Annotated in this window: 12 protein-coding genes; 9 read left to right on the top strand and 3 right to left on the bottom strand. The window is 61.2% G+C overall.

Going from position 1 to position 15,293, the window contains the following annotated elements:
- From H928_RS33990 to H928_RS0116215, 3 genes are all read left to right on the top strand, one after another.
- Positions 1 to 754 (top strand): RHS repeat-associated core domain-containing protein (locus H928_RS33990; RefSeq protein WP_148293200.1); only part of this gene is annotated, 754 nt, incomplete at its 5' end.
- Positions 747 to 1,268, top strand: coding sequence for a hypothetical protein (locus H928_RS31685; RefSeq protein WP_148293199.1), 522 nt, complete (start codon positions 747 to 749; stop codon positions 1,266 to 1,268). The genes H928_RS33990 and H928_RS31685, both read left to right, overlap by 8 nt.
- Before the next feature lie 1,508 nt (positions 1,269 to 2,776).
- Entirely contained in the window at positions 2,777 to 3,712 is a 936-nt protein-coding gene (locus tag H928_RS0116215; RefSeq protein WP_021027455.1) for a LysR family transcriptional regulator, read from the top strand.
- Positions 3,713 to 3,719: 7 nt separating this feature from the next.
- On the opposite strand, the gene hpnE is transcribed toward H928_RS0116215, so the two are convergent.
- Both hpnE and hpnD read right to left on the bottom strand, forming a co-directional pair.
- Positions 3,720 to 5,036 carry a hydroxysqualene dehydroxylase HpnE gene (hpnE, locus tag H928_RS0116210; RefSeq protein WP_021027454.1) on the bottom strand — a complete coding sequence of 439 codons (1,317 nt, stop codon included), beginning with the start codon at positions 5,034 to 5,036 and terminating at the stop codon, positions 3,720 to 3,722.
- A gap of 1 nt (position 5,037) precedes the next feature.
- Positions 5,038 to 5,880 (bottom strand): presqualene diphosphate synthase HpnD, encoded by an 843-nt coding sequence (gene hpnD, locus H928_RS0116205; protein ID WP_021027453.1) that lies wholly within the window; start codon positions 5,878 to 5,880, stop codon positions 5,038 to 5,040.
- 578 nt (positions 5,881 to 6,458) lie between these two features.
- Between hpnD and H928_RS0116195 the strand changes: the two genes are divergently transcribed.
- The 5 genes from H928_RS0116195 (at position 6,459) to H928_RS0116175 (ending at position 12,874) form a co-directional block, all read left to right on the top strand.
- Positions 6,459 to 7,142: a response regulator gene (locus H928_RS0116195; RefSeq protein WP_021027451.1), complete on the top strand. Its 684-nt coding sequence runs from the start codon at positions 6,459 to 6,461 to the stop codon at positions 7,140 to 7,142.
- A complete protein-coding gene (locus H928_RS0116190) occupies positions 7,139 to 8,476 on the top strand; it encodes an ATP-binding protein (RefSeq protein ID WP_021027450.1) in 1,338 nt (445 codons plus the stop codon). Before H928_RS0116195 ends, H928_RS0116190 begins: the two co-directional genes overlap by 4 nt.
- Positions 8,477 to 8,608: 132 nt before the next feature.
- On the top strand, positions 8,609 to 9,577 hold the full coding sequence (locus tag H928_RS0116185) for a tripartite tricarboxylate transporter substrate binding protein (RefSeq protein WP_021027449.1): 969 nt from the start codon (positions 8,609 to 8,611) through the stop codon (positions 9,575 to 9,577).
- A gap of 7 nt (positions 9,578 to 9,584) precedes the next feature.
- Complete coding sequence (locus tag H928_RS0116180; protein WP_021027448.1) at positions 9,585 to 11,234, top strand: thiamine pyrophosphate-binding protein; 1,650 nt, start codon at positions 9,585 to 9,587, stop codon at positions 11,232 to 11,234.
- Positions 11,235 to 11,326: 92 nt separating this feature from the next.
- Entirely contained in the window at positions 11,327 to 12,874 is a 1,548-nt protein-coding gene (locus tag H928_RS0116175; protein WP_021027447.1) for a DegQ family serine endoprotease, read from the top strand.
- A gap of 162 nt (positions 12,875 to 13,036) precedes the next feature.
- Here the strand turns inward: H928_RS0116175 and hpnC are convergent, their stop codons facing one another.
- Complete coding sequence (gene hpnC / locus H928_RS0116170; RefSeq protein ID WP_021027446.1) at positions 13,037 to 13,927, bottom strand: squalene synthase HpnC; 891 nt, start codon at positions 13,925 to 13,927, stop codon at positions 13,037 to 13,039.
- A gap of 205 nt (positions 13,928 to 14,132) precedes the next feature.
- Between hpnC and H928_RS32910 the strand changes: the two genes are divergently transcribed.
- On the top strand, positions 14,133 to 15,293 hold a 1,161-nt coding region (locus H928_RS32910), incomplete at its 3' end, for an efflux RND transporter periplasmic adaptor subunit (RefSeq protein WP_204366322.1).

Here is a 15,293-nt window from a genome sequence, read left to right as displayed (position 1 = left end):
GGTGGAGCATACCCCCAGCGGGCTGTCCCAGCCGATTAGGCTGCCGGGGCAGCATGCGGATGGGGATACGGGGCTTTATTACAACCGGTATCGGTATTATGATTCATGGTTAGGAGTTTATATAAATAAGGATCCGATTGGCCTGAGCAGCGGTCCAAACACATATAACTACTCATTGAATAACCCCATTGAGGTTTATGACCCTACAGGACTAATTCCACCATTGATCGTCATCGCGTATTTAACAGCCATTGGAGCTGGAACTGGTGGAGCGGCAAGTTACATAAAACAGAAATTTATAGATAAAAAGTGCAACGTTAATCAAAAAGATATTATTAATGGAATTTTATGGGGAGCAGCTGGAGGCGCGGCAATGCCATTTGTCGGTGCAAGTGTCATAGGTGCCATGGGGGTAGGCGGTGTGGCGGGAGTCGGTCAGTATGTCAGCGGTGGAATCATTAATAATGAATCCATAAATATGCAAAGCGCAATTATTAACGGAGCAATGGGTGCCGCTGGCGGTTCTGTGGGAGGAACATTTATAAATAAAATGCCTTGGAATCCACCAAAAGGATGGATGGGGGTCAGACCGTATGATGACCAACCAATGCCTCAGCTAGTTTTTGATGCGGCTCTAAAGGACACATTACGTTCAAATTTATCAGCAAAGTCGATTGGCCAAGGTGCTGCTGGAGCGCAACTAGGCAATCAAACTGAACTACCTTGCCTCACATGCGAGTCTAAATGTGAATAAACATAGATATCAAGTTGATCTCATCACGGAACTCCTTTGGCCTAATAACATCACAGGCATAGTAATTTTCCTAATAGGATCATTTTCAACACTTCTCCTGTTAAATTTTTCTTTTAGAGAATTGAATTATCATAGAAAAATTTATCACTGGAATTCAAATAGCGCTTATATACAAAAACTGGCAATCGATAAGAATATCTTAGAAATTCAGTATAACTACGTGGTAGATGGCGCAGATTATACAAACTCTAAAATAAACTCAAAAATGCTTAATGAAGCTGAAATTGACTCCAAACAAGCATTAGAATTAATAGCGCAAAAAAAATACAAAAAAATAATTGAAATAAGATTTAACCCCAAAAATCCCAAAGAATCAGTTTACATATTAGATCCCAATGAGATTTATTACAGTCTATTCATCGCATTATTTTCTATTTTCTCAGCATCAGTCCATGGAATATTGTTAATTAGGAAATTTAAAAACATCATCTACAGACAAAAATTACGCTCATGACATGCGACTTATATCCCAAAAAAATCACATCCAAGCTGGGTATGCATGTAACTATCCACCGACTTCAGAAATAACATCAGCGGCTATTTGAGAAATTCAACAAGCCATCGGGAAATAGGTAGCAGCAACTTCACTTGCAACCTATTCTGTCATCTTGTCAAGTGACTTAAATTTATCAACAGGAACGCTTCGATTCTCTCAATAAACCAATATAGCGGGAAGCGATAAAATGAAAATCTATGCAATATTTATCAATTTAATAGCATGCTTTTCATATATGTGCACATTCCTGAATTTAGAGAAAGAATAATTGGAGTAATTTTTCTTACCATGATGCAATTTTGCTTACTTTATGAGCACGGCTACAAAATCTTCCTCAAAAAAGGTTACAAGAAAATATTTATGATTTTCTATTGCCTGCCTTTTGCACTAACATTCGTAATAATCACCTATTGCATATCAAGTATTTGATTTAAATGGAAATATTTTTTATACTTTAGAGCCAAATATTATATATAAATAAATGAAAATTGTGAACATTGATCGCATCATGGCAATGCGAGCTGGAGGCTGCGAAATGAAAATTTTCCCAGTATTAATTTTCTATTCTTCTTGTTATATGGTTCTTTGAATATTTATAGCCACCAATACAATATTATCGGTAACATTTTTCAAGTTGTGATGCTGCTTTGTCTAATATATGAGCATGGTTTTAAAATTTATTATAAAAATGGAAATAAAAAATATTTATGATTTTTATGTTTTCCCATGCATTTTGGTTTTTTATATATTCATTCGAAATGATTTGCGAAGATTTTATTGAAAAGTCTACTAAAATTTAGATTTTTTGCAATTGCGAGTTGTAGTGCTAATAAATGCCCGTGATTAATCTTATCTGCTCGTCCTTCTATTGATGTATTGAATATTGATTTGTTAAATGAGAATGTCTGTTGGAGTTTTCTTAATTGTATTTCATTTGACATTATTCTTTGGTATTTCTATTGACATTTTAGATATGGAAAGTAACTTAATTTGGATCATTTTTGCTATTGCAATGCAAATGTGATTGATTTATGAGAATGAATACAAAATCTTCTTCAAAGAAGGCAGTGGAAAAATATTTGTGATTTTCTATTGCCTTTCGTTTTTAGTTAATTTCGTTATAATTTTCTATTTAATAGTAGTCGATTTAATTTAAATTAATATGCTTTTGGGGTTTGGGAATAAAAATCTTTAATTTTTATAAGCGGTCAGCAATCAATAAGCGGCTCAAAAATTCGAGATCCGCCACGACCTCCGTGGTCACCGGCAAGCGACATTGAGCAGAAGGGAGGGGGCGAGTGGAATACATCCTGAGTGAGCTGTACCAGCAAAGTTAGCTGGCCTGGGCAGACCAAGGGGGGCTGCGCTGATCCCTTGATGCAATGCGAGGGCTGCGATGACGGCGTTGCGCCTCGTTCACCGCGTCTTCGCCTATAGTGCGGACACCAACCACTCCGCCAGCGACCATGCCCCTGCTCGACAGCCAACACGCCGATGAACTCAGCGCCTTGCTGGCGGTGTTCGATGCCGGCTCGTTTGTCGCTGCGGCCGCGCAGTTGCAGCGCCACCCGACGGTGCTGTCGCGCCGGCTGAGTGCGCTGGAGGCGCGGCTGGGGATTCGGTTGCTGGAGCGGTCCACGCGCCAACTGCGGTTTACCAGCGAGGGCCAGCATTTTGTGGCCCAGGTGCGCGAGGCCCTGGCCTTGCTGGACCAGGCCCAGCGCCAGGCCAGCGAGGCCGCCGCGGTTGTGCGCGGATCGCTGCGGCTGTCGCTACCGGCCAGCATGGGGCGGCGCTGGCTCAGCCCCATGGTGGCGGGGTTTGCCAAAGCCCATCCGCAGGTGGTGCTGGATGTGGAGTATGCCGAGCGCTTTGTCGACATCATCGGCGAGCGTTTTGATGCGGCGATCCGTATCGGCTCGCTGGCCGACAGCAGCCTGGTGGCGACCCGGCTGTGTGACCACCGGCGCCTGGTCTGTGCCGCGCCCAGCTACCTGGCCGCGCAAGGCTGGCCGCAAACGCCGCAGGACCTGGCCAGCCACCGCTGCCTGGGTTTTACCGGGCTGCGCAGCTACCCGCAGTGGCAGTTCTCGCGCGTGGGGGAATCCTGCACGGTCAGCATCCGCGCCAGCATGGTGAGCAATGACAACGAGGCCTTGCTGGTGGCAGCGCGCCAAGGGCTGGGCATCATTGCGGGTGGCGACTGGTTGCTGGGCCCCGAGGTGGCAGCGGGCCATCTGCAGGAGGTGCTGCCGCAGTGGCAGCTGCAGGCCGATGCCGGCATCTACCTGGTGCGGCCTTCCAGCCAGTGGCGCAGTGCCGCATCCAGCGCCTGGCGCGACTGGGTGATGGCGCATTTTGCGCAGGGCGCTCCCTGGCGCCAGCCAGAAGGCGCTGCTTGAGGAAGGGTCAGGCCAGCGCGTGGGCGGCAGCGATGCCGCTGCGCACCGCGCCTTCCAAGGTCGCGGGGTAGGGCCCGTCGATATAGTCGCCGCAGGCCAGCAGGCCGGGTGCAATCAGCATGCCGGGGCGCTGCAGCCCAGGCGTACAGGCAAAGGTGGCGCGCTTTTCCACAATGGTTTTGAGGGGCTGCAAGGCCAGGCCCAACTGGGCCTGCGCCTGGGCGATGACCTGCTGCTCGATCTCGGCGCGGTCGCCCTCGCTAGTACTGATGACAAAGGCCAAGAGGCCCGCCGGGTCGCCCAGCTGGGCGCGGTCAAACACAAACTGCGCGGGCTGCTGGGGGCTGCTCTCCAGCGCCAGCCAGGGCGCGGCCAGGCTGTGGCCTTGGGCGTTGGGGGCCGGGTTCCAGGCGTAGACGGTGGCAATGGCGGTGTGTGCCAGGCGCTGGGCGTCGTCCGCCCAGGCCTGGGCCTCTGCCTGCTCGGGCGCTGATGAATCTGCAAAGGCCGCTTGCACCAGACGCGCGGCCTCCCATGCCGGGCAGGCCAGCAGCACCTGGTCATAGCGCTGTCCGTTGACCCGCCAGCCGGACTCGGACCTGGCCAGCTGCTGCACCCGCCCGCTCAGGTGGCAGTCGTGGCCCCGGGCTTGCAGCCAGCTGGCGGCGGCATCGGGGAAGAGCCGGCCCAGATCCACCAGCGGCAGCCAGAAATGCGAGCCTTTGTGGGTGGCAAACAGGCTGTCTTGCAGCACGCGCAGAAAGACCTGGCCGCTGGCCTGGTGCAGGGGCGTGTTCAGCGCCGAGATGCACAGCGGGTCAAAAAACTCCGCCAGCAGGCGCTGGGGCAGACCGGCGCAGAGATCGGCCACGCTGGCCTGCGGTGCGCAGCGAAAGCCCTGGCGTTGCCAGGCGGCAGCGCGGCGCAGCAGTTGCAGGCGTTCGACCAGTGACCAGCCCCTGGCCGTGGCAATGCCGATCAGCGCATCCCAGGGCGGCGCGCTGTCGGGAAAGCGGATGCCCCGGCCGTCGGGATAGCGCATGGCCAGCGGCCGTTTGATGAAGGAGGCATCGGTGCTGACCCCCACCCGCTCCATCAGCGCGCGGCAGGCGGTGTAGGCGCCAATCAGAATATGCTGGCCGTTGTCGACCGTGATCTCATCGCCGCCGGGCAGGGCCAAGGCCAGGCCGCGCGCGCGGCCGCCCCAGTGGGCGGAGGATTCCCAGACCGTGACCTGGTGGGCACTGACTGCGGCGAGCTCAACGGCGGCGGCCATGCCGGCCCAGCCGCCGCCGATCACGGCGATACGTTGGCTGCGGGCCACGTTACATGCGGCCCAGTGCTTGCATGCGCCAGGCCAGCCAGAGCTTGCGCAGAGGGGTCAGGCTCACGCGCTGGTGCAGCACCTGGAACTTGTCCTGCTCGATCTCGCGCAGCAAGGTGCGGTAGATGCTGGCCATCATCAGGCCGGGCTTCTGGGCGCGGTAATCGGCCTGCGGCAGCAGGGCCAGCGCCTCGTCATAGAGCTGGTGGGCGCGCTGGGCCTGAAAGCGCATCAGCGCCTCGAAGCGCTCCGAGTACTTGCGGTTGAGAATCTCATGCGCCTTGACATCGAACTGCTGGAGCTCATTGACGGGCAGGTAGATGCGGCCGCGCATCGCGTCCTCGCCCACATCGCGGATGATGTTGGTGAGCTGGAACGCCAGGCCCAGCTTGTGGGCGTACTGCGTGGTTTGCGGGCTGGTCTGGCCAAAGATGCGGGCCGCCACCTCGCCCACCACGCCTGCCACCAGATGGCAGTAGCGCTGCAGGCCGGGAAAATCCAGATAGCGGGTTTGCTCCAGGTCCATCTGGCAGCCCTCGATCACCGCCAGCAGGTGCTCGGCCTGGATGGAAAAGGCGCTGGCATGGGGCATCAGCGCCTGCATCACCGGGTGGCTGGGCTGGCCGGCAAAGCTCTTGCGCACTTCGCTCTGCCACCAGGCCAGCTTGGTGGCCGCCACGCCCGGGTCGCTCACCTCGTCGACGACATCGTCGACCTCTCTGCAAAAGGCGTAGAAGGCGGTGATCGCTGCACGCCGGTCTTTAGGCAGGAAGAGAAAGGCATAGTAAAAGCTGCTGCCTGAGGCTGCGGCCTTGTTTTGAACATACTGCTGGGGCGTGGTCATAAGCGCCGTATTGTCCCATGGGCCGGAGGCCCGGGAGGATTACCCCAGCGACAGAGATGCAAGTCATCACGGCGCCTTGCCAGGCTCCTCTGCATGACCGCGCAAACCGGGCTGCACTGCCCCGATGGCGGGGGTGAGCGCTTGCACAGCTTTGTTGACAATGCCTGCTGGGGTGACTGGGGCTGCTGATCAAAGGAAAAAATATAAATAAATTCAAAGATCTTTGGTGTTATGGCATGCAGGCGTCGGTCGACGGGAGGGCGTATCGAAGTCTTTTGTTGCAATAGTTGTTGGGTATTGACATGTCGCCCTCCATATAATCGCGGTCGCCATTGAGCACAAGGGGAGATACATGCCGCCCGGGCACCAGGACCAAAGCCAACAACAAGTCCGGGTTTCCACACTGACGGCGGCATGTGCGGAGGGACGCTGCAGGCACCACGATTGACGGGGTGCCTGTGGCGGATCTTTCTGTCGTGGATCTAGCGGGTACGGGCTGAACACCATTGAGGGGTTCAGCCCGTTTTCCTTCTGGGTCTGTGAGCCATCGCGTGACGGGCCGCTTGCATAATGCTGGCATGCGCATACTCCTGGTAGAAGATGATCAGATGATTGGCGAAGTGGTGCTCGATGCACTGCGTGCCGAATCCTGGGCGGTCGATTGGGTCAAAGACGGGGCGATGGCGCAGACGGCGCTGGCGACGGCCGGCTACGACCTGGTGCTGCTGGACCTGGGCCTGCCCAAGGTGGACGGGCTGCAGGTGCTGCGCGAGATGCGCGCGCGCCAGGTGCGCATTCCGGTGCTGGTGGCCACCGCGCGTGATGCCATTGCCGAGCGGGTGGCGGGGCTCGATGCCGGTGCCGACGACTACATCATCAAACCCTATGACCTCGATGAGCTGCTGGCGCGTATCCGGGCGCTGCTGCGCCGTGCCAGCGGCCGGGCCGAACCCGAGTACTGCTGGGGCCAGGTGCGCCTGGTGCCCGCGTCGCGCGAGGCCTTTGTGGCCGGCCAGCCGGTGCAGCTGTCGGCCCGCGAATGGGCGGTGCTCGAGCCCTTGATCGCCCGGCCCGGCCGCGTGCTCTCCCGCGCGCAGCTGGAAGAAAAGCTCTACTCCTGGCGCGATGACATCAGCAGCAATGCCGTCGAGGTCTATATCCACGGCGTGCGCAAAAAGCTGGGCGCCGATCTGATCCAGAATGTGCGCGGCCTGGGCTACCTGGTGCCGGTCGAGTCGCTGCCAAGCGGGGTGGCACCTTGAGCCATGCGCTGTGGGCCGGGCGGCCTTTTTCGCTGCGCGCGCGGCTCATCTGGGCGCTGCTGGCTGTGGTGGTGGTGGCCGCGGGCCTGCAGGCTGTCAGCATCTACCGCACGGCGCGGGCGGAGACCGAGGCGCTGTTCGATGTGCAGATGCAGCGCATTGCGCTGGCGCTGTCGGCGGGCTTGGCGTCCGAAGTTGCGTCTGATGCGCTGGCCGATCCGCAGGCCAAGGCGCAGGACATGATCGTGCAGATCTGGCGCGCCGACGGCATCATGCTCTACCGCTCCAGTAACTCGCGCCTGCTGCCCCAGGTTGCCGTGCTGGGTTTCAGCGATGCGCGGGCGCACGGCGTGGCCTTTCGCATCTATGCGCTGCAGACGCCGACCCAGGTGATCCAGGTGGCGCAAGAGGCGGCATCGCGCGGCCAGATGGCCGGCAATGTGGCCCTGCGCTCCATCGTGCCGGTGCTGCTGCTGGCCCCACTGATCATGTTGGTGGTGTGGTGGGTGGTGGCCCACACCTTGGCGCCGTTGGCGCGCACCCGCGAGCAGCTGGCGGCGCGCCAGGCCGATGATTTGTCTCCGCTGGCCGATGCCGATCTGCCGTTGGAAGTGCAGCCCCTGGTGCAGGAGATGAACCTGCTGCTGGCGCGCTTGCAGGCGGCCTTTGATGCGCTGCAGCGCTTTGTGGGCGACGCCGCCCATGAGCTGCGTACACCGCTGGCGGCGCTGCGGCTGCAGGTGCAAGGCCTGGCCCGCGCGCCCGATGATGCCGCGCGCCGTGTGGCCAGCGAGCGGGTGATGGCAGGCATTGACCGGGCCACGCGCATGGTCGAGCAGCTGCTGCACCTGGCCCGCCAGGAGGCCGGGCAGATGCAGGCAGCGCCTGCGCAGCCGGTTGCGGTGGCTGCGCTGTGCGAGATGGCGGTCGATGAGCTGCAGCCGCTGGCCCAGCAGGCCGGCTTGACCTTGCAGCACCAACTGGACGACACCCTGGAGCCCGTGCAGGGCCAGGCCGATGCGCTGGGCCTGCTGCTGCGCAATCTGCTGGAAAACGCGCTGCGCTACACCCCCGCAGGTGGCCAGGTACTGTGCCGCTGGTACGCCGATGCCGAAGGCCAGCGTGTGCTCAGCGTTGAAGACAGCGGGCCCGGTATCGCCCCCGAAGAGCGCGAGCGGGTGCTGGACCGCTTCTACCGCGTGCCCGGCACCGCTGCGCATGGCAGCGGGCTGGGGCTGGCCATTGTCAGCGCGGTGGCACGCCAGCACGGTGCGCAGCTGGTTCTGGATGCGTCTCCCAGCTTGGGTGGCCTGCGGGTGCGGGTGATTTTCTAAGCCCACACGGCACAAACTGATTCGTTGTAAATATCAGCTTATTCAATCTGCGAACTTCTAGGGTTAGCAGGGGGAGGGGGCTATCGGTACCTAAGGGATAAAGGAGCGCACAAGAACCTTTAGGAGACTGGCATGAACCCGTGGAGCATCGCGCTCAGCGCAGCGCTGTTGGGGGTGTGGGGCGCTGCAGCGCAGGCCCAGCCCAAGGCCTATCCGCAGCAGCCCATCAAGCTGGTGGTGGGTTATTCACCGGGCGGCTCGGTCGATATCGTGGCGCGGCAGTACGGGCAAAAGCTCTCCGAGCTGCTGGGCCAGAGCGTGATTGTCGAGAACAAGGCGGGCGCCAGCGGCACCCTGGCCGCCAATGCGGTCAAAAACGCGGCGCCCAATGGCTACACCCTGTACTTTGTCGCCAGCCCCACGATCAGCATCACGCCGGCGGTGACCAGCACCAGCTTTGACCCGGTGGCCGATTTTTCGCCGGTCGGCTCGGTGGTCAAGTACACCAATGTGCTGCTGGTGGGCGCGCAGTCGCCGTTCAAGTCGCTGCAGGAGCTGCTGGCCTTTGGCAAGGACCATCCCGGCCAGCTGACGTATGCCTCGGCGGGCAATGGCTCGTCCAACCACCTCTCGGGTGTGCTGCTGGCCAAGTACGCGGGCATCACGATGACGCATGTGCCCTTCAAGGGCAATGCGCCGGCGATGGCCGAGCTGATGGCCAACCGCGTCTCCATCCTGTTTGACCTGAACACGACGGCGGTCACGCAAGTGCAGGGCGGCAGCGTGCGCGCGCTGGCACTGACATCGCCGCAGCGCAACCCGCAGCTGCCCCAGACGCCGACGATGGCCGAGTCCGGCTACCCCGACTTCAATTTCGAGGGCTGGATTGGCCTCTTGGCACCGGCCAAGACCGCGCCCGAGGTGGTTGAGGCGCTGGCCCAGGCCAACCAGAAAATCCTGGCCGATGCCCGCTTTGTCGCCGACATGGAGCGCTCGGGCTATGCGATCGACCCGGTCAGCACCGCTGATCTGAAAAAACGCATTGCCAGTGACTACGCCTTCTTCAAGCAATTGGCCCCGGACGTTCAGGCCAGCCAGTAACACCACCATGTCACACACCTTCAATATCGGCGACCTGGTCGCCCAGTTCCTGCATGCCACCGGTACCGAGCTAGTCTTTGGCATCATCTCCGTGCACAACATCCCCATCATGGACGGCATCGCGCGCCAGGGCGGCATCCGTGTGGTAATGACGCGCGGCGAGATGGGCGCGGCGCATATGGCCGATGGCTATGCCCGGCGCAGCGGCAAGCTGGGCGTGCTGGTCTCCAGCACCGGGCCGGGCGCGGCCAATACCGTGTCGGGCTTGCTGGAGGCCTCGTTTGCCTCCAGCCCGCTTTTGCATATCACCGGCCAGGTGCCGCGCAAGTTTTTGGGGCGCGATACCGGCGCCACCCACAATGTGCGCGACCAGCTGGGCATGCTGCAATCGGTCTGCAAGGCCAGCTACCGCATTGAACGGGCCGAAGACGCGCTGCGCATCTTGCAGCAGGCAGCCAGCGAGGCGCTGACGGCGCCGATGGGGCCGGTCAGCATCGAGATTCCGATCGATGTGCAAAAGCAGCCTATGCCGCAGGCCGATGTGGGCACAAGCCTGGCGCTGCCGCCCCTGCCCGCGCGCCCCCGGGCCAGCGATGCCGACATTGCGCAGCTGGCCGAGCGCGTGCGCGCTGCGCGGCGGCCCATGCTCTGGGTGGGGCGCGGCGCCATCGATGGCGGCGCAGCGCTGCAGCAGCTGCTGGACAGGGGCTTTGGCATGGCATCGAGCTGGGCCGGGCGCGGCATTGTGCCCGAGGACCACCCTTGCAATCTGGGCGGCCTCAACGGCACCGGCGCGCCGGAGGTGATTGACTTCTACAAGACCGTGGATCTGATGCTCGTGGTGGGCTCGCGCCTGCGGGGCCAGGAGACTGTGGACCAAAGCCTGGCCTTGCCCGGCTTGCGGGTGCAGATCGACCTGGACCCCGCCGCCGAAGGCCGCAGCTACGACTGCGCGCAGTTTGTCTGTGGCGATGCCCGCGATGTGCTCGAGCGCCTGGTGGTGGCGCTGGGCAGCTACCAGGCCGAGCCCTGCTACCGCGCGCAATTTGCCGGTATGAAGCAGCGTGCCCGCCAGGCCTTTGCCGCCACGCTGGGGCCCTATGCCGGCTTTGCCGAGCAGCTCCGACGCCAGCTGCCGCGCAACGCCGTCTGGGCGCGCGATATCACTGTGGCCAATTCCACCTGGGGCAACCGTTTGTTCGAGGTCTATGGCCCCCGCGATGCCATGCACCCGGTGGGCGCCGGCATTGGCCAGGGCCTGCCGCTGGGCATCGGCGCGGCCTTTGCGGCAGGCGGCGCCAAGACCGTGGTGCTGAGTGGCGATGCCGGCTTCATGATGAATGTTTGCGAGCTCTGGACCGCCATGCAGGAGCGGCTGGACATGCTGTTCATCGTCATGAATGACGCCGGTTACGGCGTCATCAAGCACATGCAGGATGCCAATTTTGGCGGCCGGCGCGTCTATGGCGATCTGGCGCCGCCGGACTTTGCGCTGCTGGCCCAGTCGGCCGGCATCGCCTACCGCAAGCTCAGCCAGGCCCATGGCTTGGCAGAGGCGGTGGCGCAGCTGGCGAGCCAACCCGGGCTGGCATTGCTGGAGGTCGATATGCTGGCCATTGGCGAGGCACCGCCATATTTCCCCTACCAAAAGTCCTGAGGCCGAAAGTGATGCGCGTCTAAGTTTCTTCTAAGTCTGGGCAGGCACATTAGCTCCATCGACCTCATGCAAGTGGTATTCAGGAGTACAAAATGTCTGTTCCTTCTTTTCAACTCGGTTCGCGCAAACTCGTAGCTGCCTTGCTGACGGCAGGGGTGTTGGGCGGCGTGGGTGCCTCTGCGCTGCAGCATGTGCAGTGGAGCGCCCATGCCCAGGGCGCGCCTGCGGTCATGGCGCAAGCGGCGCCGGCTTCCGCGCCCATGGTGAGCCTGCCCAATTTCAGCGCCATCACCCAGCAGGCCGGTCCTGCAGTGGTCAATATCAGTGTGCGCGGCACGCGCAAGGTCTCGGACGATGAGGACGACGGCGACGATGCCGATGCCGCACCCTCGGCCAACCGGGGCCAGCAGATCGACCCCAATGACCCGATGCTGCAGTTCTTCCGCCAGTTCGGCTTTGGTGTGCCCCAGCAAGGCATGCCGCGCGGCTTTGGCCGCCAGGTGCCGCAAGAGGTGCCGATGGCCGGCGAAGGCTCGGGCTTTATCATCAGCCCCGATGGCACCATCCTGACCAATGCCCACGTGGTCAAGGGCGCCAAGACGGTGACGGTCAAGCTCACCGACCGGCGCGAGTTCAAGGCCAAGGTGCTGGGCTCGGACCCCAAGACCGATATCGCCGTCATCAAGATCGACGCCAAGGATTTGCCCGTTGCCAAGATCGGTGACTCCAAGGCCATCCAGCAAGGCGAATGGGTGCTGGCCATTGGCTCGCCCTTTGGCTTCGAGAACTCGGTGACCGCCGGTGTCGTCAGTGCCAAGGGCCGCGCGCTGCCCGATGACAGCTCGGTGCCCTTTATCCAGACCGATGTGGCGATCAACCCCGGCAATTCCGGTGGCCCGCTGATCAATGCGCGGGGCGAGGTGGTCGGCATCAACTCGCAGATCTACAGCAAGAGCGGCGGCTACCAGGGCCTGTCCTTTGCGATCCCGATCGACCTGGCGGTCAACATCAAGGACCAGATCGTCTCGCACGGCAAGGTCGACCATGCGCGCCTGGGGGTCGTGATCCAGGAGGTCAACCAGGCCTTTGCCGATTCCTTCAAGCTGCCCAAGCCCGAAGGCGCCTTGGTGGCCAGTGTGGAAAAGGGCGGCCCTGCCGACAAGGCCGGCCTGCAGCCCGGCGATGTGATCACCGGCTACAACGGCCAGGCGATTGTCTCGTCCAACGACCTGCCTGCGGCCATTGCCACGGCGCGCCCCGGCAGCCAAGCCGAACTGCAGGTCTGGCGCGGCGGCAAGGCCACGACCTTGCAAGCCACCCTGGGCGGCAATGTCAGCAAGGGCGAGCAGGTGGCGGGCAACGACAAGGTCGGCAAGGGCAAGCTGGGCCTGGCGCTGCGCGAGCTGACGCCCCAGGAAAAGCAGGCCAGCGGCAGCCAGCAGGGCTTGATCGTCGAGCAAGCGGCCGGGCCTGCGGCGCTCGCCGGCGTGCAACCCGGTGACGTGGTGCTGTCCGTCAACGGTGCGGCGGTGAAAGGGATTGAGGATCTGCGCAAGCAGGTCGCCCAGTCCGACAAGTCGGTGGCGCTGCTGATCGAGCGCAATGGCCAGAAGATTTTTGTACCCGTGCAGCTGGGTTAAGAAAGGCTAGACCATGTCAAACACATTCCCCACTTGGGCAAAGGATGGCTGAGCACTGAGCCGCCTGGCCCCAAGGCCCGTAAACACTCTCCTCGGGGGTTCCCATAACCCCTTTAGGCCGGATCGCAGGATTCGGCCTTTTTTTTGTGGGCGGATAGCGGCTCACATGCGCCAGGCGCGCCACAGCATCAGCGGTACATCGCCCTTGCCAATGGTGCGGCGCTGCCACAGGCTCTGGCCTTGCAGGGCTTCCACCTTGTCCAGAATGCGCAAACCCCCTTGCACCACCAGGCGCAACTCCCAGCCGGCGCGGCCGGGCACGCGGTGCACCAGCGGCGCGCCTTCTTCCATCAGGCGGCGCGCCCAGGCGGCTTGCTGCATCACCAGCTGGCGCAGCGCCGGGCTGTCCTGGCGCTGCTGCATGGCGGCCGTGGTGATACCGGCGGCCTGGCAGTCGGCATCGTTCAGGTAGTAGCGGCCGCGCGGAATATCCACCCCCAGGTCCTGCCAGAAGTTGATCAGCTGCAGCGCGCTGCAGATGGCATCGCTCTGGGCGAGGGACGGGGCATCGTTCACGCCATACAGATGCAGCAGCAAGCGGCCCACCGGGTTGGCCGAGCGGCGGCAGTAGTCGAGCAGCTCGCTGCGGTCGGCATAGCGCGCGCCTTGGGCGGTCTTGTCGATGTCCTGCATAAAGGCGCTGATCAAATCATCGAGCAGCGCCACCGGCAGCTGCCACTGCACGATGGCTGCCTGCAGTGGCGCAAACACGGCCTGCCAGCGCTCCTGCGGCGGTTTGCCCTGGGCGATATGGGCGAGCGCATCGCGGTAGGCCTGCAGCTCGGCCAGGCGGGCGGGGGCATCGGCGTCGCCCTCGTCGGCAATGTCATCGGCCGTGCGCGCAAAGTGGTAGATGGCGGCAATGGGCGGGCGCAGCGCCGGTGGGCACAGCCAGGAGGCCACCGGAAAATTCTCGTAGTGGGTGACGGGCGTGGCCACGGCGGGCGTTGACGAGCCGATAGGCGCAGAAGGGGAGGGCGTGGAATCTTTCACAGCGCCGATGCTAGCGCATCCCACAGGGTGTGGCTGCCAAGCATTGACAGCCGGGAGCGAACTGTCTAGATTAGTGACCGTTTGGTCATTAAGGGTCTTCGGCACAGCGCGCGTCCGGGTGTTGTGCTGAGGGTCCTTGGTGCGTTCCCCTCTTTTTCATCTGCCGGGCCAGGGCCATCTTGGCCTCACCGCCCGCATGCACACCATGTTCCTACCTCTTCGAGCGCCCAGTGCGCGTGCCGCAGTGCTGCTGCTGTCCATCGCCACCTTGGCGGCCTGTTCACGCCAGGAATCCCCGCCCGAGCCGATCCGGGCGGTCAAGCTGCAAACGGTGGGCGCGGCGCCGCTGCAGGCGCAGACGGCGTTTGCCGGTGATATCCGCGCCCGCACCGAGGCGCAGCTGGGCTTTCGGGTGGCCGGCAAGGTGCTCAGCCGCAACGTGGAGCTGGGCCAGGCCATCAAGCCCGGGCAGTTGCTGGCGCAGTTGGATGGCGCCGATTACGCGCTGGCCGCGCAAGGCGCCCAGGCCCAGGTGCAGGCCGCCACCACGCAGCGTGACTTGGAAGCGGCGAACTACCGCCGCTTCAAGGAATTGCGGGACAAGAATTTCATCAGCGCCGCGGAGATGGAGCGCCATGCGGCAGCGCTGAAATCGGCCCAGGCCCAGCTCGACCAGGCCAAGGCCAATGCGGCCAGCCAAAGCAACCAGACGGCCTATACCCGCCTGGTGTCCGATGTGGCGGGCGTCGTGACCGCCGTGAATGTGGAGCCCGGCCAGGTCGTGTCTGCCGGCACGCCGGTGCTGCGTGTGGCCAAGGATGGCGCGCGCGATGCCGTGTTTGCCGTGCCCGAGGACCGCATTGCCCAGCTCAAGCCCGGCCAGCCGGTGCAGGTCAAGGTCTGGCCCGAGGAGCAGTTGCTGGGTGCCCATATCCGCGAAGTGGCCGCCAGCGCCGATGCTGCCACCCGAACCTACCAGGTCAAGGCCTCGCTGGATGCAGCGCCCAATGATGTGCTGCCCAAGCTGGGCGCCACCGTGACCGTGCTGCCGCCCGAGCGCCCCGCTAGTGCCGACAAGGCGGCCGATGTGATCAAGCTGCCGTTGTCGGCGCTGTGGGACAAGGCCGGCAGCAGCCAGGTCTGGGTGTTTGACCCGGTCAGCTCCACCGTGCAGCCCCAGGCAGTGGCTGTGGCGCGCATGGACGGCAATGATGCCGTGATCCAAAGCGGTCTGCAGGCGGGGCAGCAGGTGGTGATTGCCGGCGTGCATGTGCTCAATGCTGGCCAGAAGGTGACGGTGTTCCAGTCCAAGTACGCGGCTGCAGCGCCTGCGCAAACGCAGTCCGATGCACCGGTGGTCAATGCA

It is taken from the genome of Comamonas sp. B-9 (assembly GCF_000410635.1).
Taxonomy (GTDB): Bacteria; Pseudomonadota; Gammaproteobacteria; order Burkholderiales; family Burkholderiaceae_C; genus Comamonas.
The sequence above is the reverse complement of the archived record's forward strand: the minus strand, read 5'-3'. Positions and strand labels throughout refer to the sequence as shown.